The 18,318-nt window shown below is 70.8% G+C and carries 11 protein-coding genes; 5 read left to right on the forward strand and 6 right to left on the reverse strand.

The window, feature by feature from the left end; genetic code table 11:
- Positions 1-139 precede the first annotated feature (139 nt).
- The 3 genes from LXT23_RS38090 (at position 140) to LXT23_RS38100 (ending at position 5,207) form a co-directional block, all read left to right on the forward strand.
- Positions 140-1,762, forward strand: a complete 1,623-nt coding sequence (locus LXT23_RS38090; RefSeq protein ID WP_253985340.1) for a hypothetical protein — start codon at positions 140-142, stop codon at positions 1,760-1,762.
- A gap of 225 nt (positions 1,763-1,987) precedes the next feature.
- The gene (locus tag LXT23_RS38095) at positions 1,988-3,973 is read left to right on the forward strand and encodes a hypothetical protein (protein WP_253985341.1); all 1,986 of its coding nucleotides are present in this window, start codon (positions 1,988-1,990) and stop codon (positions 3,971-3,973) included.
- Positions 3,974-4,025: 52 nt separating this feature from the next.
- Positions 4,026-5,207, forward strand: a complete 1,182-nt coding sequence (locus LXT23_RS38100; RefSeq protein ID WP_253985342.1) for a LamG domain-containing protein — start codon at positions 4,026-4,028, stop codon at positions 5,205-5,207.
- A 21-nt stretch (positions 5,208-5,228) separates the two neighbouring features.
- On the opposite strand, the gene LXT23_RS38105 is transcribed toward LXT23_RS38100, so the two are convergent.
- From LXT23_RS38105 to LXT23_RS38115, 3 genes are all read right to left on the reverse strand, one after another.
- Positions 5,229-6,446 (reverse strand): hypothetical protein, encoded by a 1,218-nt coding sequence (locus LXT23_RS38105; protein ID WP_253985343.1) that lies wholly within the window; start codon positions 6,444-6,446, stop codon positions 5,229-5,231.
- Between the two features lie 28 nt (positions 6,447-6,474).
- A complete protein-coding gene (locus LXT23_RS38110; protein WP_253985344.1) occupies positions 6,475-8,193 on the reverse strand; it encodes a hypothetical protein in 1,719 nt (572 codons plus the stop codon).
- Between the two features lie 162 nt (positions 8,194-8,355).
- The gene (locus LXT23_RS38115) at positions 8,356-10,374 is read right to left on the reverse strand and encodes a hypothetical protein (protein WP_253985345.1); all 2,019 of its coding nucleotides are present in this window, start codon (positions 10,372-10,374) and stop codon (positions 8,356-8,358) included.
- Between the two features lie 753 nt (positions 10,375-11,127).
- On the opposite strand from LXT23_RS38115, the gene LXT23_RS38120 reads away from it, so the two are divergent.
- Complete coding sequence (locus tag LXT23_RS38120; protein ID WP_253985346.1) at positions 11,128-13,767, forward strand: serine/threonine-protein kinase; 2,640 nt, start codon at positions 11,128-11,130, stop codon at positions 13,765-13,767.
- A gap of 178 nt (positions 13,768-13,945) precedes the next feature.
- Here the strand turns inward: LXT23_RS38120 and LXT23_RS38125 are convergent, their stop codons facing one another.
- From LXT23_RS38125 to LXT23_RS38135, 3 genes are all read right to left on the reverse strand, one after another.
- Positions 13,946-14,500 (reverse strand): hypothetical protein, encoded by a 555-nt coding sequence (locus LXT23_RS38125; protein WP_253985347.1) that lies wholly within the window; start codon positions 14,498-14,500, stop codon positions 13,946-13,948.
- A 211-nt stretch (positions 14,501-14,711) separates the two neighbouring features.
- The gene (locus LXT23_RS38130) at positions 14,712-15,989 is read right to left on the reverse strand and encodes a sigma 54-interacting transcriptional regulator (RefSeq protein ID WP_253985359.1); all 1,278 of its coding nucleotides are present in this window, start codon (positions 15,987-15,989) and stop codon (positions 14,712-14,714) included.
- A gap of 123 nt (positions 15,990-16,112) precedes the next feature.
- Entirely contained in the window at positions 16,113-17,084 is a 972-nt protein-coding gene (locus LXT23_RS38135; protein WP_253985348.1) for a papain-like cysteine protease family protein, read from the reverse strand.
- Between the two features lie 303 nt (positions 17,085-17,387).
- On the opposite strand from LXT23_RS38135, the gene LXT23_RS38140 reads away from it, so the two are divergent.
- On the forward strand, positions 17,388-18,318 hold a 931-nt coding region (locus tag LXT23_RS38140), incomplete at its 3' end, for an RCC1 domain-containing protein (protein WP_407692939.1).

Consider the following 18,318-nt stretch of genomic DNA (forward strand, 5'->3'; position numbering starts at 1 on the left):
AATCCCCGAGAAACAGTATCAGTAGTACAGGTGTGAACTGGTAAACTTTTGCAGTCCTGTCATGTTACTCTGAGTGTTTCTGTCTTCGCTCATGGTGAGCGGCGGCATCGAGGTGCCGCGGGTTGCAGAAGGGGCAGGTATGAACAGGCTGTTTGTGATTGCTGTCACGCTGGGTGGAGCGCTGGTGACAGGGTGCAGTGGCCTGACGGAGGAGCCACCTGCTTCCGAGGCCGCGGCGCCCGTTGCCTCCGTCCGCCAGAAGGTCCTCTCCCCGGGGCTCGTGGATGCGCTCGAGTGCTTGCAGGGGTACGTCGAGGCAGGGACGTGCGACTGGGAGCACTGGAGCGAGATGCATGAGCTGTGCGCGACCTATGACCACCCGGAGCTCGAGGACGGGTTCTTCCTCGAAGAGGTGCAGGCAGGACGCTGCACGGCCACCCACTGGCCCACGCTGCGTGCGCAGGTCGTTGCCGCAGCCGCCCCTGTCCTCGTGCGGACCCACTGCGACTCCTCCTCCCAGGTGATGCAGGGGACGGAGCTCGACGGCTGCTTCACCCTGCAGGGGACGGGCGCCTCCTACGTCAGCGTGACGTACGACACGGCCGCGACGCTCTATTCCGGCGCGGGCTGCACCGGCGAGGCGCTCGCCGTCCAGGCCGACACCAGCCTGTGCGGGACCTCGTACCCCAGCGGCGCGGGGGCGAACGACAACGTGAGGTCCTACCGGCTCCACCCGGCCCAGGAGAGACCGTCATCGGCGCGCTACACCTGCGCTCCCGACGAGCCGACGTGCGTCACGAACTTCAACAGCAAGGTGGACAGGGTCAACTCGACGCACACCGTCAAGATTGTCCGCGTCGCCCAGGCGGGACGCACCACCGCCTCGATTGCCGATATCAGGAACGACATCTACAAGCTGTATGACTTCTTCGGCACGGCGTCGCGCGGCCAGGTGAGCCTGAATCTCCTCGAGGGGAGTCACCGGACGGTGACTGTGCCGAGCACCGCCAACTGCGGGCAGGCGGAGGCCCAGGCCACGAGGGTCAGCAGCAACTCGGACGCGTTCCTGACCGTCATCAGGCTGCCGGCCGGGTTGTGCAAGCCCAGTTCACCGGCGCACGCAGGCTCGCACCGCATCTACATGAGGAACGGCCTGCAGAACATCTACGCCCACGAGGTGGGACACGTCCTCGGCCTCAACCACGGCGAACGGATCCTCGAGGATGGCAGCACCCTGGGTAACAGCGACACGACCACGCTCATGGCCAGGATGCCGGCGACCAACTACAACCTGCCGCAGCTCCACTGGCTGGGTTGGACGAAGAAGGAGGACCTCGTCCAGGTCAACTCGGCCATCGAAGACGGGAGCGCGTTCGACATCACCCTGCGGCCGGTGGACCTGAATGTCGACGACGGCAGCGGCCTTCCGCTGGGCGCCGTCTACGAAATCCCCGGCAAGGCCTTGCGGCTGTTCATCTCCATGCCGAGGTCACGCACCACCGACATCAACCCGGTGGAAGGCGGCTCGGTGTTCGTCCATCGTGCGCGCATCTGCGAGGGCTGCACGGGCATGGTTATGGGCACGATGCGAATCGAGCAGTTCAGCGCCACGTCCACCGCGGCTCGCACCGTCAGGGACCTCGTCATCACGCCGCTGGGCTTCACGAGCCACCTCATCCGGGAGGACGGGAAGAACGTCGAGGTGTTCGACACCGTCACGCTGCGCATCCAGCGGGCGGCTCCGGTGTTGCGCGCTCCATAGGCCGCTCGGGGAGGGAAGCCCCGCATCACGCCAGGCTCGTCCGAGCTGGCGAGGACCTGTCCTCTCTTGTGAACAGGTCCTGTCCTCGGCAGCAGTCAGGTGGGGCCCGGGCGCAGGGGCTCCCACTGCACTGCGCGCCGCAAGTGCTCGCAACTCCAGGAGGCAGTGAATTGGCCCCGCGCTTGCTCAAGGACGTCCCGGGACGGACCTCCCCCGGAGACGACCATGGCTATCGGACGCGCAGGCGGTGCAGGCAACAGCGGTTCGGCTGAAGCGGCGCGGCGCGCGGCGGCAGAGGCGGCACGGCGCGCGGCAGAAGAGGCGGCGCGGCGCGCGGCGGCAGAGTCGGCACGGCGCGCGGCGGAAGCGGCGGCGCGGCAGGCCTCGGAGGCGGCGGCGCGACAGCCGGCCGAGCTTGCCCCGCGGCAGCCGGTGGAGCTGGCGAAGCGGCAGCAGCAGTCGAGCTTCGAGCCGGCGGGCGCGAAGAACCGGCTGAACCTGGACGGCGCGGCTGCTCCGGCGACGTCGCTGCTCAACGAGAACACGAACGACACGGCGGTCAACTGCCTGGACCAGGCGGCGGACTGGGTGAACCGGAGCTCTCCGGAGCTGCAGGCGCGCTCGGAGCTGGTGTTCCTGGAGGACCAGCGTGCCGGCGCCGAGGCCCAGTCGGGCCACGTGGTGGTGCGCCAGGGTGAGCGCGTGCTCGACCCGAGCACCGGCACGAGCTACGAGGACATGCAGGCGTACTCGCGGGAGAACCCCGAGTACCGCGAGGTCGGCACGCTGCCGGGCACCACGGCCGCGAGGGTGTTCGCCACCGAGCCGGGCTCGCCCGAGCGCGCCCAGGCCCTGGCCGACGCGAACGTCTCCCCCGAACTGCAGCGGATGATGGTGGCCGACCCGCCGGTGGAGGGGGACGTCCCCAACCCGGCCACCGCCGAGCCGAGGGACATCAGCATCCCCGGGCAGGCGGGGCCCGTGTCGGTGGAGTTCAGCGACACGCTGGAGCGGGACCTCCAGCGGGAGGACGGGAATGTCACCGTCAACATCGAAGCGGAGACGTCCGTGTCCGCGACGGGCACGGTGGAGATTGGCACGGCGAGGGTGGGGGCCTCCGTGTCGGCCGGCGCCTCCTCGGGCGAGCGCCTGTCCTACGAGGTGACGATGTCCGAGGCGGACTTCGCGCGGCTCCAGCGCGGCGAGATTCCGCCTCCGCACCCGCTCAACCCCGAGTCGCTGCCCGACGGCGCCTCCATCACGATGGAGCAGTCGCAGTTCACCGGCACCTCGCTCGAGGCGGGACTCTCCAGCCTGGCGGGGGAGCTGGGCCTGTCCAGCGACGTCACACAGGGCGAGGGGATGTCCCTCGAGGTGAGCCGCACCGGTGACTCCGTGCAGGTGACGGCGGGCCCCACCCGGTTCATCGAGAGCGGCGGCGGGGTGAGCGTCGGCCGGGGCCCGGTGTCGGTGGACGTGGGTCGCACGAACAGTCTCACGGAGTACCAGCTGCGCACGGCCCGGTTCGACCTGGCCCACCCGCAGGGACAGGCGGCCTTCAACGCCTTCGCCACCAGCGGAGAGCTGCCCACGCAGGAGGGCCCGGGCGTGTCCAACACGCTGCGCCTCGAGAGGCTGACCTCCGAGTCGGTGGGCTCCCGGTACGGAATCAACGTCGAGGATGTCACCTTCGGCACGGAGGGCGTGACGAACACGGGTGAGTACCTCATCACCCACAACGCGGATGGGACGCGGACGCTGAGCGCGGAGGCCTCGTACGGCGGAGACCACCCAGACTTGACGTTCGAGGAGCGCTACGACGCGCAGGGGCAGCCCATTCCGGGGACCGCGCAGTACACCCTGGAGTTCGACACCGAGGACGCCCTCCGGCGCGAGGCGCTCGTGCGCTCCTTCGGTGGGGATGCGGCCGAGGTGCAGGCCGCGCGCGACGGCGACGCGCCCATCTCGGTCAGCCTCACCCCGGACGAGGTGCGGGAGCTGCAGCGGCGCAGCTCGGAGCAGCCCCAGTCCCACCTGGGTCTGGGCGGCGTGCTCACCGACCTCGACGGCGAGCCGGCGGCCCCGTTCGTGGCGGTGCGCAACATGGCCGCCTCGCCGGTCTACGGTGAGAACGTCCTGGCCGATTCCTACTGGAACCTGTACCTCGACTCGGGCAACACGACGCTGCCCGGCTCGGTGAGCGTCGGCTGAGCGCGGCCACCGGGCCCTTCCTGGAGAAGCGATGTTGCTAGACTGCGTCGGGATGCGCTCGGGATGGGTTGGACTGAAGAGCTGGGCCAGGGTGCTGGGGAGCCTCGTGCTCCTCCAGCCCCTGTCCGGACTCGCGGCTCCGGGAGACTGGCTCGCGGATGACTTCGAGACGGGAACGCTGTGGCCGAGCGACACGCCTCCGGGCCAGTGGGACCAGGGCGCCTCCGTCAGCCCCAGCACGCTCGCCGTCGGGGCCGTGGGCGCCCACCGGGGACGCTACGGCTTCACGGTGACCGACAGGACGGGCGAGCGGGGCCCCGTGGTCAGTGTGGTCCAGGACCAGGACCCCCTCACCTCGGAGCTCCACGCCCGGACCTGGCTGCGCCTGCGGTCCGTCAGCGCCTTCGGCGGCATCGTCCTCATGCAGGCCCTGCCGGCGGTGGTGGAGCTGCGACTGGTGGAGCAGGACGATGGTGTCGTCTGGGAGCTGGCCACGCATCATGGCGCTCAGTCGACGTACGTCAGCCGCCGGGGCTCGCGGGTGGAGGCGGAGCGGTGGTACCTGGTCGAGTTCAGCGCGCAAGGCCTGGGCACGCCCTCCGGAGAGGCCCGGCTGTGGGTGGATGGAGTCCCGCAGGGTGCACCGCTGTCCGGGCGCGACTGGAACCATCCACAGTACGAAGTCGACGTGTTCATCATCGGCGAGCCATGGACGGACACCGGGACCTTCCAGGGCTCCATCGACTTCGACGACGTGCGCGTGAGCGCCACGCCCCAGGCGAGCCGGCTGGAGCTCCATCAGCCGGTGGCGGCGTCGGCGAGCTGCATCGCCGTGGACGTGTCGCTGCGCAGCTCCGCCTCCACCGGCCCCGTGCCCGCGCCCTACGCGACGCAGGTGGCGCTGCAGGTGTTGGAGGGCGAGGGCGGCTTCCACTCGGAGGGCAACTGCCAGGCTCCGGTGACGGGTGCGCTCCTTGCCGCGGGCGCCTCCGAGCGGCGGGTGTACTTCCTCTCCGAGGGCCTCAGCGGCAGGGCGACGCTCGAGGCGTCACATCCCGACTTCCTCCCCGCGAGGCTCGACGTGACAGCGGGCATGGGACCGGAGGACGTGGGCGGGGAGGAGCCGGGAGGGCCCTGGACGACGGACCTGGGCTGCGCTGCCGCTCCGGGCGCGCTCGTGGCGCTGCCGTTGCTCCTGGTGCCCTGGCTGCGCCGCAGGCGTGGGCGGCGCTGAGCAGGGGCATCACCCCTCCCGTCAGCGCCAGGAGGGGTAGGACACCATGGGGTGTCTTCGCATCACCCGGAACTGCTCCGGGCTGAATCCCCGCGCGGTGGCTGAGAGTGGCCCGAAGTACATCGCGTTGGCCTCCGTCGTATCCGCCAGCGGGTCCGGCGTGCCGTCCTCTTCGACCGAATGGTAGAGGCCCAGGAAGTGCCCCAGCTCATGCGCGAGCAGCCGGGCCACCGTCGTCGCCGGCCAGGAGAGAAGTGCCCCCTCGGGGTCGCAATGTCTGCCGGCCAGGAAGATGCCGTCGGATTCCTCTCCCGTCGCGAAGCCTCCTGGGATGTGCGTCACTCGTCCCAGGGGCCGCCGTTCCAGGCGGGTCGCTGAAGCCGCCTCACGCAAGCAGCCGGTGAAGACGACAGGTACCTCGCGGACGGGAGCGGAAGTCCTTTCTCCGGAGCAGGAATGGAGCGGCGCGAGAACCCGCTGGGGCGCGCTCGGGTCTCCAGGGGAGAAGGTCAATGACTCGCTTCCCTCGAAGTCCAGGAGGACGGTGCGTGCCACCTCGACGCGAAGCCGCCCCGGACGCAGCGCCTCGTTCACGGACCGCACGGCCTCCTCCAGCGTCTCCCGGGTCCTCGCGCTGTCCTCGAAGAAGGGGGAGCCGGGAGTCAGGGCAAGCACCAGGCGGATGCGCCCCTCCTGCTCCTCGGGCGGCTCGGCGAGAGGCATGACCTGGAGCCGGAGGGTGCTCGGCAGGTCCGGCGTTCCCGGGAGGATGGGAAGCAAGGTCTCACAGTCCCGCAGGGCCGCCCGGATGCGCAACCGCTCCGCCGCGCGTGAAGGCCCCGCGCCGCTGGGCAGCACGTAGAAGCCTCCTCCCTCGCCCACCGAAACGCGCTGCGGGCAGCTCACGCAGTAGGCGGCGAAGTCCGCTGCCGAGGCTGGCGGGGTGACCCACGCTCCTTCCACCGGGTCCTCCAGGGTGTCGAGCTGCACGCAGGCCCGGTGCCCCCGGGGCACCGACACGCGCAACGCCACTGCCGCCCGCGCCAGGGGAACCTCGGCCCAGTCCGTGAGTCCGTCCTCCCGCACCCGCAGCTCCCGCTCGTGGGCGAAAGCGGGTGGCGCGGAGCGCTCGCTGTCGCCCTGCCCGCACGCCATGGGCGGTGGAGGCGTCCCGCCGCCACAGGCCAGCCAGAGGAAGGCCAGCGACGCGAGCGAGGCGCGGAGCACCGGAGCGGTCATGGCGGAGGTCCTCGCGATGCGCCCCATGTCAGTCGAGGTCCTCGGGGCCGATGTAGCGCCCGAGCAGGGCCAGCAGCTGCGGCGAGCCCTCCCGGTGGTAGTGCGCGGCGAGCGCGGCACGTGCCAGCGGCGAGCCCTGGACCGCGGTGCCGAGCACCTGGATGAGCAGCTCGCGCATTCGCGGGTCCGGTTCTGCCGGGAGCTGCCTCGCCGCCAGGGCCACGACGTCCTCGGAGACAGGCGCGCCCCGGGCCGCCTGGGAGACCTGGAGCAGGGCGTCGGCGATGGAGCGCCGCACCGTTACATCCGGCTCGCGCCCCAGCCACTCCGCGAGAGCGGGCGTCGCAACCGTCATCTCCATGCGTCGGTACGCCTGGGCCGCGCGAGCTCGCACCAGGGGCATGTCGCTCCGCTGGAAGCGCTCCAGCTCCCCGGCCATCGTTTCGTCACCGCTGTTGCCAACGGCATCCAAGGCCGAGGTCAGCGCGTTGCCGTCCCGGGCCGACGCCAGCCCGGCGCGAATCTCTGCGCGGGCCAGCCGTGCCAGCTCGGGCTGCGAGGCCTCCACCTTCGCGCTCACGGAGCCCAGTGCGCGCAGCGCGGTGCCAGCCACCTTCACGTCCGCGTCGCCGCGGGCATCGGGCAGGCTCCGCGCCACTTCGATGAGCCCCTCCACCGAGTCGCGCGTCGGCGTGGGCACGTCTGGCAGTGCCACGGCGGCACGCATCCGGTCCATGGTGCCCAGGCCGCCCTCCTTCAGCGCCTCCAGGAGCACGCGCTGGGACTCGGGCGTTCCGGCCACCTCCAGGGCGAGGAAGGCCAGGGCATGGAGCTCGTCGGCGTACCGGCCTGTTCGCAGCGCGGTCAGCAGCTCGGACGCCTTCTCCGGATGGAGTCGCAGGTACTGGGCGAGCACCTCGGCCACGTCATGCGCCGGGCGGTCGGCCCCGGCCAGCATGGCCGCCACCTCGTCGAGGACTCCCTCCAGTGGCATGCCCTTCATGCGCGGGTCCGGGGGCGGTGGCTCGCTCTTCAGCGCCGCCATGGGATTGCCCACCACGAAGGTCGCCGGGTCGAGGTCCTCGGGGAACGTTCCCGTTTCCTCCACCTGCTGGAGCCGTAGCTGTTGCCGCAGGTCCGCGAGCCGGCTGCCTCCCGCGGCAAGGACGAGGTGCTCGGTTGCCTCCAGCTCCTGGAGCCACCGACCTCCAGCCGCCAGGACGAGCGTGGCCTCGGCCTCCCGCACTTCCGCGCTGAAGGCCCCGGCGCCCGGGCCGGAAGCGGAGAGATAGGGCCCGCGCGTCCTGTGGAGCACCGCCTCCCCGGCCGCCGTGCTGCGGAGATGCCGATACAGCGCGGTGTACCGGCCCACGCCGTCCTCGTGCACCGCCGTCCAGAAGGAGGTCGCGGGCTGCGCGGGCAGTCGCACCTCCAGGCCGCGCAGCAGCGCGAGCAGCCGCGCCGAGGCACGGGGCTCCGACGAGGGGCGGAAGGCAAAATCGTGGAGATGGCAGTTGCGCGCGATGTGGAAGAGGAAGGGCTCCCGCATCGCGGCGAGGGTGGCCGGGGGCGTGGGGCTGGAGGACTCCAGCTCCACGTCTTCCAGCACCGCGGCCACCTGCCACCCTCGCGTGTCATCCGCCTGGAGCACGCGCCACTTCATCCGCGCGCCGAGGACCTCGAGGGTGTGGTCCGCCGCCCCGCCTTCCGTCCGCGTATCCGCCACGGCGCGGATCGTGAAGTCCAATCGCTCCCCGGTCCGGAACTGGCAGCCCGAGGGAAGTGGCCTCACCGCCGCTCCGGAGGCGCGCTGTGACGACGGGACAGCCAGGAGCCCGAGGCCCGCCAGCATGGCGAGACCACCGAATACCCACATCCAAGAGGTTCTCGTGCGCATGGGTCGTTCCTCCTAGAGGCTCAGGGACTGGCTCTGGTCGATGGCCAGCAGGGAGTAATTCCAGCTCAGGCCCTGGAACGAGTAGAGCGGGTCCGTGTACGTGCCGGACCACGGGCCGCACGGGTAGGGGATGTGCCACTTGGAGCACCAGTTCACCGTGGGATACGTGGCGACGAGCGAGATGTCCCCGCTGAGCGTGTCGAGGTCGAGCTCCCAGGTGGCTTTGCCCGTGAGGTCCATTGCCAGGGGGGAGAGGTTGGTCAATCCCCAGTCCAGGGTGGTGTTCAGCGGCGCCTTCGCATCGAGCAGGGTGAGGTTGCCCTGGACCCCCACGGACGCACCGGGCAGCCCCACCGAGGCACTGGCCGAGGCGCTGAGATTGGCATACGGCTTCGCGATGCCCTGCACCTGGCCGCCCTGTCCGGTCTGGCCCGCGACGCCCCCGTTGCCAATGTTGAGCTGGGCCTGCAGGCCGATGGTGCCACTGCCGCAGAACTGGAGCGTCACCGGGATGGCGACCACGACCAGGGTGTCGCTCTCACAGGCCTGCTTCATCACGTTCCAGTCCTGGTCGTAGATGGGATTGGGGATGTTGGCCGTCCGGTTGAAGCCGTAGAGGTTCACCCCGAACGCGTTGACGCTCACGTCGACGAAGCTGTTGTTCACCGCCACGTAGGCCACCGCCTGGGCGGAGCCCTGGAAGAGCGGCGTGCTCCCGAGCGAGCCGACGTAGCTGCCGCCCAGGTTGGCCTGACCATTCACGGAGGCCATGGCGCCCTGCTGGGGCTGGCCACCGGCCTGCGGAAGCTGGGTCCCCGTGAGGTCGACGACGTTGATGGTGTTGAAGGACGGGGTGATGGACAGGTTGCTCCCGCCGTAGGTCTGGCTCCAGCTGTAGTTCCACGCCTGGGTGCTCGCTTCCCGCGTGGCCCCCGAGGACGCCCGCACGAGCTGGATGGCGATGGTGCGACAGTCGTTCGCGGTGCCATCCGAGCCGGCGAGGTGCGGGTTTCCCGACTGGGTGAAGGAGCCTTCGGCGCAGACCCGGAGGTTGAAGACGTGCTCACGGGCCCAGGCGCCCTGGAGCCTCTCCAGCACGGCCTGGGTGGCATACAGGTGATGCGAGGCGTGCAGCGGCTCGTGCGGCAGGAGGCGGGTGATGGCGTGGCGGGGGGTTCGCTGCTCGTCGAAGGCAAGCGGCTGCCAGTCGTTGGCATCACCCCCATGTGGCGCGAGGCTGTACGTCAGGTGGACCACCTCGCCCGGAATCGCGGCCGAGGCGTCACGCTCGCGGCCGTGCAGCGCGACCTCGGTTCCCACCGCGAGCAGTGGGTGGGCACGTCCGCTGCCGGCCGCCGGGTAGAGCACGGCCACGCGAGTCGACGGGACGACCTGGACCACCTCCAGGTCGAGTCCCGGGCTCTCCCGCAGGTCGAGTTCGTAGACGCACCCCACCGAGCCATCGGCCTTGCGGCACTGCTGGTTCTCCGCGCCCTGGATGTCCCGGGCGCTGAACACCACCATCTGACTGGCCGTGGAGGCGGTGTCGGCGGAGTACGCGACGAAGAAGTTGTGGTGGCTGCCCGGCTTGCAGTCGGCCCCGACGGTGAAGTCCAGGTCGATGAGCCGCTCCTTCTCGTCACCCGGGACGTAGACGTGCTCGCCCTTCAGCAGGCAGTTGGAGAGGGCGGAGGGAATGTCCCCGGTCGCCGGCGGCGCCTCCATCAATCCCAGGCTCACGGTGAAGTGCCCCCCGGAGCCCTTGCCTTTGATGCCCAGACGGGCCTTCAGCTTGTGATTCACATACACCGGGCCCTGCGCCGGAACGCTGAGCGAGGTGATGGTGAGGGCGGACTCCGCGTCCGGGTCGGGAGGCGGTTCGACGGTGGTGACGACGCAGGCATCGTCCTGTCGCGTCGTCCCTTCGCCGCAGCGAAGGTCCTCTCCGCCACAGCCTGTGAACAGCAACAGGGCGCTGGCTCCGAGGGCGCCAAAGTGAGACATCACGGGGTTGAGGCTCTTCCGGGTCATTGCTTCTCCAAGGATGGGGCGAGTGCGGCCGGACCCGGCTGGGTGGGTTTTCATGTGAGGAATTGAGTCCGGCTCGCTGCCATGGGAAGAGCAAGACATGTGCCGGGAATGCCTGTTGATTGACATTCCAGGGGGAGGCGCACGGATGGGCCAGAGTGGCAAAGACTCACTGTGAAGCCCATTCCGCGTCTCGCGTCTTCAGGACACGCACCTGCGTTCCCTGAAGACGCTCACTCCATTCCAGGTCCATCTGACCCCACGAGAATTCCCTCACAGGCGCGCACATGGATGTCATTGCGTCAGGGACGCCGGTTCCCGACGCCTGCCTGCACTGCGGGCGTAGGCGAAGACGTCCGTTCGAGTGGCGAGTTGCTGCCCGAGCGGGCTCCGCTACCGAGACTTGCGGCGCCTTGGCCAGGGGGGGCTCCAGCGCTTCATCAAGCAGCGTCGAGCAGCACCCCCGGAGCGCCGCATCGAGCAACGCGGCTGGCCTCCGCGTCCACCTGGCCCAGCCAGCGCGTCGCCTCCGCGCTGGCCCGCCGAACATCCCGAAGCAACCCGCGCAGGCCGCGGCCCTTGTGATGCTGGCATGCTTGATGCTGGCATGCCGGCGCGATGAGCACTCCTCCCTCCGATGAAGACCTCGCCCCCCATGGCGAGGAAGGCGTGACGGAGCCCCTCAGTCCCCCCGTCCAGCGGAGGCCCCCGGAGCGAACGCCCAGCACCCCTGGCACCCCGGTCTCGTTCCCTCCCATGGACGCCGGGCTCACGCTGGAGCGAGGCACCCGCCTCGAGCGCTACGTCATCCTCAAGCCCGTGGGGCAGGGCGGCATTGGCGTGGTCTACGCCGCCTATGACCCGGAGCTGGACCGCAAGGTGGCCCTCAAGCTGTTGCGCCCGGACAAGGTCCACCCCGGCGCAACGGATGAGGCGGCCGGGTTGCTGCGGGAGGCCCAGGCCATGGCCCGCGTCTCCCACCCCAACGTCATCACCGTGCATGACGTGGGGACGCTGGGCGAGCGGGTCTTCATCGCCATGGAGTTCATCCAGGGACAGAACCTCCACGAGTGGGGCCGCCAGAAGCCGCCCCCCACGCCGCGGGAGGTGCTGCGCGTGTTCCTCCAGGCCGGACAGGGCCTGCTCGCGGCGCACCGGGTGGGGCTGGTGCACCGGGACTTCAAGCCCGCCAACGTCCTGCTGGGCCGCAACGGCCGCGTCTGCGTGACGGACTTCGGACTGGCACGGCTCACACCCCTGACCCGCGAGGATGAGGAGACCCCGCTCCACGAGGCCGGGGCCTGGGTCCATGGCCTGCCGTCCTCCGCGCCGGTGACGCAGGCGGGGCTGGTGAAGGGCACGCCCCACTTCATGCCGCCCGAGCAGTACCTGGGCAGCGGCGTGGACGCCCGCACGGACCAGTTCAGCTTCTGCGCCTCGCTGTACCGGACGCTGTACCGCAAGCACGCCGTGACGCCCCGGCTCATGGTCGAGGCGGCCACCCAGGCGGTCCGGCGCCAGGGCGAGGCGCCCCCGGGCACGGAGTCCTGGCGGCTGCTGCCCCGTGGCGTGGCGAAGGTGCCTCCCGCGGAGGCCCGCGTCCCCGCGAGGGTCCGGCAGGCCATCATGCGAGGCCTGTCCCTGCACCCGGAGGACCGCTTCCCGTCCATGGAGGCGCTGCTCGAGGAGCTCGCCTGGGAGCAGCGGCGGAGCCACCGCCGTGGAGCCCTGGCGGCCGCGGGCCTCCTGGCGGCGGCCACGGCGGGCACCGGCCTGTACTTCCACCGCCAGAGCCAGGTGTGCGCGGGGGCGGACTCCCTCGTGGCCTCCGCCTGGGGGCCCACGGAGCGACAGCAGCTGGAGGCCGCCTTCGGTGCCACGGGCAGGCCCTTCGCCTCGGAGAGCGCCCACGGGGTGACGCGGCTGCTGGATGCCTACGCCAGCCAGTGGGCCCGCTCGCACACCGAGGCCTGCGAGGCCACCCGCGTGCGCGGAGCGCAGACGGAGGAGTTGCTGTCGTTGCGCATGGTGTGCCTGGAGCGCCGCCGCAAGAGCCTGGGCGCGCTGGTGGGCCTGCTCACCGGAGCGGATGGCAAGGTGGTGGAGCGCGCCGTGGATGCCGCCTCCGCGCTCCCGGGGCTCGAGGCGTGCCGCGACATCGAGTCCCTGGCCGAGCAGCCCGCGCTGCCCGCCGACCCCGCGCGCCGCGCGGCCCTGGAAGAACTCGGCGGGCAGCTCGCCCAGGTCCGCGCGCTGCTCGACGCGGGCCGCTACGCCCAGGGACTGGAGCTGGCCGAGAAGCTGGAGCCCCAGGCGGCCCTCGCCGCCTACCGCCCGCTCCAGGCCGAGCTGAGCTACCTGCGGGCGTGGCTGCTTCATCAGCAGGGCAAGCCGGAGGAGAGCCTGCGCCAGTTCGAGCGGGCCCTCCAGGAGGCCGAGGCGAGCCGTGCGGACCGGCAGCGCCTGGAGGTGCTCACCCGCTTCACCTATGCGCTGGCCAACAACGGCCACCCGGAGGAGGCGCGCCGGTGGGGCGACCTGGCGCGAGGCGTGCTCGAGCGGATGGGCAGCGAGCCGCTCGCGGCCTTCGACCTGAGCGTCAACCTGGGCTACGCCGCCCTCTTCGGCGGGCGCTACCAGGAGGCGTGGGACTCCTTCTCGAAGGCCCGCGCGCTGGAGGGAGCGCTCGCGCCGGAGGACCCGCGACGGGCCAAGGTGAGCCACGCCCTGGGCCTGGCGGCGCTGCGCCTGGGAGACGTTCCCAAGGCCATCGGCCTGCTCGACGAGTCGCTGCGGCGCACGGAGGCGCTCAAGGGGCCAGGGCACCCCGAGGCCGCCATCCGCCGGAGCATGCTGGCCACGGCGTACCGCGAGAGCGGCGAGCCCGCGAAGGCGCTGGAGCATGTCCGGGCGTCGCTCGCGATACGCCAGGCCACGCTGGGGCCCGAGCACCCCTTGGTCGCCGGCGATCTGGACGAGCTGGGCGAGTGCTTCCTTCTGCTGAAGCGCCATGACGAGGCCCTGAAGTCCTTCCGCGAGGCCGAGGCGCTCAAGCGGAAGGCGCTCGGCGCGGAGCACCCCGACCTCTCGTATTCGCTGGATGGAGTGGGCAAGACGCTGCTGGCCCAGGGTCGCCCCGCCGAGGCCATTGCGCCCCTGCGGCAGGCGCTCTCCTACGAGAACACGGACCCGGAGGCCCTCGCGCAGACGGGCTTCACCCTGGCCCAGGCGCTGTGGGCCGTGGGCCAGGCGCCGGAGCAGGCTCGCGAGGAGGCGCGGCGGGCCCGGGAGCGCTACACGGCGCTGGGCCAGCAGAAGCAGGCGGAGGAGGTCGGCGCCTGGCTCGAGGCTCGGAAGGAGCGCCCCGGTGCCCAGGAGCGCTCCCGTCCGCGCTGACAGCAGGCGGAGGAGATACGCGCCTGGTTCAAGGCACCGGAAGGAGCGGCCCGGTGCCCAGAAGCGCTCCAGGCCGGGCTGACAGCAGATAGAGGAGATACGCGCCTGGCTCGAGGCATCGGAAGGAGCGGCCGGGTGCCCAGGCGCGCTCCCGTCCGCGCTGACCGATGCGCGGCGGCTACGCCCGGATGCCTTCGTTGTGGCGCGCGTTGAAGATGGCGACGCTGGCCTCCCGCTGGAGCTCCCGGAGCTGGTTGTACTCCGCCTCGTCCATCGTCCCGTCGGCCATCGCGCGGCCCTCGGCCTCCGCGATGCGGGTCTGCATGTCCATCAGCTTGCTGGCCTCGCCAGCGCCGAGGGAGCCGTCACCGAGGCCCTTCTTGATACGGTCGCTCTGGGTGCCCTGGTGGCCGTCGATGCGGGGAGCACGCTGGTCGGGCGCCGCGGGGGTCTCCGTCGCGTTGTGCCGCTGCTCGAAGATGTCGCGGCTGGCCTCGCGCTGCATCTTCCGCAGCTCCTTGCGCTCCTTCTTGTCGACCTTGCCGTCGGCCAGCGCCTCCTTCTTCGCCTCCGCGATGCGCGCCTGCGTCTCCTTCAGGCCCTTGGCCTCCTCGGCGGTCAGGGTGCCGTCAGCGAGGCCCTTCTCGATGCGCTTGTCCTGGTTTTCCTGGCGGCGGGTGACGCCGGAGAGCTGGGGGCGGGAGGCAGAAGCAGAGGAGCCGATGGGGCGCATGGGTGTCTTCCTTTGCGAGCAGGTGCAGCGCCCGGAGGAGCGCTGCTGTGTGCCCATGCCTACTGCGAGGGACGTGCCACACATTCGAAGGACACACGGCACAAGGTGCGCTCGACGCTTCAAGGGTTTGGCGCGGACGACAGGCCCATGGCGGGAGCCGTCCCTGGCAAGTCGCGTCGCCACCTGGCGACAACAGTTGCCACCCCCCAGCTCAGTGTCCGTCCAGCCCGTGCTTCTTCAGCAGCTTGCGCAGGTAGAACCGGTCGATGCCGGCCTCGCGCGAGGCGCGAGAGACGTTGCTCTCGCACCGCTCCATCAGGCTCCGGAGGTAGTCGCGCTCGAAGCCCTCGAGGAGCCGCTCCTTGGCTTCCTTGAAGGGCAGCTCCAGGTCGGCCGCGCCGACGGTGGGCGCGAGCGGGTCCGGAGTCATCTCGGGCAGGGCCTCCTCGCCCAGGTTCACCACCTGCTCCACCACGTTGCGCAGCTCCCGCACGTTGCCCGGCCACGGGTACTGCGCCAGCAGCGCGCGCGTCTGCTCCGACAGCGCGCCCGGGGGCCTGCCCATCCGCCGCAGCACCGTGTCCACCAGGAGGGGGAGGTCCTCGGGCCGCTCGCGCAGAGGGGGCAGGGTGACGCGCAGCACGGCCAGCCGGTGGAACAAATCCCTGCGGAACCTGCCGGCCTTCACCGCGGCTTCCAGGTCCACATGCGTGGCCGCGACCACCCGCATGTCCACGGTGCGGTAGTCATTGGCGCCCACCCGCTTGAGCTGGCGCCGCTCCAGCACCCGCAGCAGCCGGGGCTGGAGCTCCAGTGGCAGCTCCCCCACCTCGTCCAGGAAGACGGTGCCCCCGTTGGCCCGCTCGAAGGCTCCGGCCCTGTCCCCATGGGCGCCGGTGAAGGCTCCCTTCACATGGCCGAACAGCTCGGACTCGATGAGCGAGGGCGCCACGCCGGCGAGGTCGACGATGATGAACGGGCCCTGGGCGCGCCGGCTCTGCTGATGGATGGCCTCGGCGCACAGCTCCTTGCCCGTGCCCGTCTCGCCTTGCACGAGCACATCCGCGTCCCCGGCCGCCAGCCGCTCCAGCAGGGTGAACAGCTCGCGCATGGGACGGCTGTCGCCCACCAGCGCGCCAAAGGACTCCCGTGAGGAAGGCGGGATGACGCGCTCGCGGGACTCCTCCGGCACCAGCTTGAACTCGGTCGTGCCCACCTGGAGGACCGCCCCGACGCGGACCTCGAGCTCGGAGAAGCGCATCTGCTCGCAGAACGAGCCATTGCGCGAGCCCTCGTCCACGGCCCGCACGCCATTCTCACGCACCTCGAGCCGCAGGTGCTGGCGGGAGACGGTCTTGTCGCTCAGGGCAATCTCGCACGAGGGGGACGAGCCAATCCGGTACTGGCCGACCCCGAGCGGCACGCTGCGGCCCACGTCCGGCCCGGAGAGCACCAGGAGCTTCAGCCGGAGCCGCGCGTGGCCGCGCACCTGCTCGAGGGGAGTGGTCTCCAGCCCCTCTGGCTCCTCGGCTTCGACTTCTTCCTCTGGAGGAACGGGTGCCAAAGCAACCGGGAGGCTAACACACGCGGTGCGCCCGGCACCCGCGGCGGCTCAGCAGGGGTCGCCCTGTATCTTCTTTCCGATGCCGGGCTGGCGCAGCTCGGCCCGGATGACGCGCTCGAAGACCCGCTGGTCCTTGGGGAAGGGGCTGGCCTGGAGGTGCTCCAGGAGGGCGAGGGCCTTGGGCTCTCCCTTCCGCTTGAGCCACAGCAGCCGGTTGGCGAACTCGTCCGCGGAAAGCCGGTCCGGAATCACCGGCTTGTTGAAGCCGTACCGTGCCGCCTGGCGGCCGAGGTAGTCGACCTCGAGCTCGAGGTCGCGGCGCGCCTCGCGTCGGGCCATGACTCCCATGGGGGCGTCCCTTCGCCCCGGAGCGTCCAGCCAGGCGGCCTTGGGCGTGCCGGCTCCGGAGGACTGGGAGATGTGGCGAGGCTGGGCCACGGGGATGAGCAGCCCTCCATCCGGCGGCGCCCGGCCCACGAGCCCCCGAAGCTTCTGGGGCGACACCACCTGCTGTCCCCCGGCCAGCGGATCCGAGATGCGGTAGTTGCCGTCGGGCGTCATGCCTCGCACGAGGATGTAGTGCGCGCTGCGCTTCCCCGTCTGCGCGTCGACCGACTCCACCTGGGCGATGAGCTTGTGGCCCTGTCGCAGGTGCTGCTGCAGCGCGGCGTCCGAGTAGGAGCTGCCGAGCGCCGGGCCGCCCAGGGGGAGGCTGGCGCGCTCGAGCATCTTCCCCAGGTCCTGGGGCGATGCCCCGCTCTTCGACACGAGGCCGTGGGCGAGCTCCTGGATGAGGCGGGCATCCGTCAGGCCGCTGAACCGGTTCGCTCCACGGGCCAGCATCGCCACCACGGCGGGGCCACAGAAGGAGGCCCCGTTGACGTAGCCCTCGTTGGCTCCATCCGGTTGGAGTTGCTGGATGTGGGGGAGGTTCAGCCAGTCGCGGTCCTTCGCGCCTGTCTTGCTCGCGGCCGTGGCCTGGGTCGCGGAAACGCTGACACGCGAAAGGTGAAGGCCCACGGGTCTGCTCCTCTCGAATCACTCCACCTGGGGATTCTCTCAAAAGACGCGCAAAAGGTTTCCTGCGGTGCGTGAATGTGTCTGGCGGCCATGGGGTTCCGCAGCCCGAAGCTGTCCTTCGTCAACGGACAGCTCCAGGTCTGAGACTGGCAGCAAGAGACAACCCCTCCAGGCCTGTCCTATCACCCGCATTGGCGCCATCCCTGGTGCGCGCGGTATACACCGCGAGTCCACAACGGGGGGACCATGGAAGCCAGGAAGCACTTCGCGTTTGCTGTATCGAGGGCAGTACGGCTGGTGTGCATGGTCCTGGCGGCCTCGAGCTGCCAGGGAGAGCGGCTGCCACCTGGCCCGGAGGAGCCCGGCCCCAGGGCCGCGCCGACGAGGGCGTCGGGACTGGTGGAGAGGAAAGCGGTGGCTCTGGCGGCAGGCACTTCCCACTCCCTGGCGCTGAAGGCGGACGGCACCACCTGGGCCTGGGGCTCCAACTTCTCCGGACAGCTCGGTGATGGGACGACCACCCAACGACTGACGCCCACGCAGGTGCCCGGTCTCACCGACGTGGTGGCCGTGGCAACCTGCACCGAGCATTCGCTGGCGCTGAAGGTGGACGGCACCGCCTGGGCCTGGGGCCGCAACTCCAATGGCCAGCTGGGCGATGGAACGACCACCCAGCGACTGGCGCCCACGCAGGTCTCCGGCCTCACCAACGTCGTGGCCCTGGCGGCGGGCTATTTCTTCTCCCTGGCGCTGAAGGCGGATGGCACCGTCTGGGCCTGGGGCTCCAATGGCTACGGTCAGCTCGGTGATGGGACGACCACCCAACGACTGACGCCCACGCAGGTGACCGGCTTCACCGACGTGGTGGCCCTGGCGGCGGGCCAGTCCCACGCGCTGGCGCTGAAGGCGGATGGCACCGTCTGGGCCTGGGGCAGCAACGCCAGCGGCCAGTTCGGCGATGGGACGACCACCCAACGACTGACGCCCACGCAGGTGCCCGGCTTCACCGACGTGGTGGCCCTGGCGGCGGGCTTCTACCATTCCCTTGCGCTGAAGGCAGACGGCACCGTCTGGGCCTGGGGCTCCAACATCTCGGGGCAGCTCGGCGATGGGACGACCACCCAACGACTGACGCCCACGCAGGTGACCGGCTTCACCGACGTGGTGGCCCTGGCGGCGGGCCAGTCCCACGCGCTGGCGCTGAAGGCGGATGGCACCGTCTGGGCCTGGGGCA

Source organism: Pyxidicoccus xibeiensis, from assembly GCF_024198175.1.
In the GTDB taxonomy this organism is placed as follows: domain Bacteria; phylum Myxococcota; class Myxococcia; order Myxococcales; family Myxococcaceae; genus Myxococcus; species Myxococcus xibeiensis.

Excerpts from the sequence above, each read along its gene's own strand:
- LXT23_RS38090 (WP_253985340.1), top strand. The coding sequence starts at position 140 with ATGAACAGGCTGTTTGTGATTGCTGTCACGCTGGGTGGAGCGCTGGTG.
- LXT23_RS38095 (WP_253985341.1), top strand. The coding sequence starts at position 1,988 with ATGGCTATCGGACGCGCAGGCGGTGCAGGCAACAGCGGTTCGGCTGAA.
- LXT23_RS38100 (WP_253985342.1), top strand. The coding sequence starts at position 4,026 with ATGCGCTCGGGATGGGTTGGACTGAAGAGCTGGGCCAGGGTGCTGGGG.
- LXT23_RS38105 (WP_253985343.1), bottom strand. The coding sequence starts at position 6,446 with ATGACCGCTCCGGTGCTCCGCGCCTCGCTCGCGTCGCTGGCCTTCCTC.
- LXT23_RS38115 (WP_253985345.1), bottom strand. The coding sequence starts at position 10,374 with ATGACCCGGAAGAGCCTCAACCCCGTGATGTCTCACTTTGGCGCCCTC.
- LXT23_RS38120 (WP_253985346.1), top strand. The coding sequence starts at position 11,128 with ATGGACGCCGGGCTCACGCTGGAGCGAGGCACCCGCCTCGAGCGCTAC.
- LXT23_RS38125 (WP_253985347.1), bottom strand. The coding sequence starts at position 14,500 with ATGCGCCCCATCGGCTCCTCTGCTTCTGCCTCCCGCCCCCAGCTCTCC.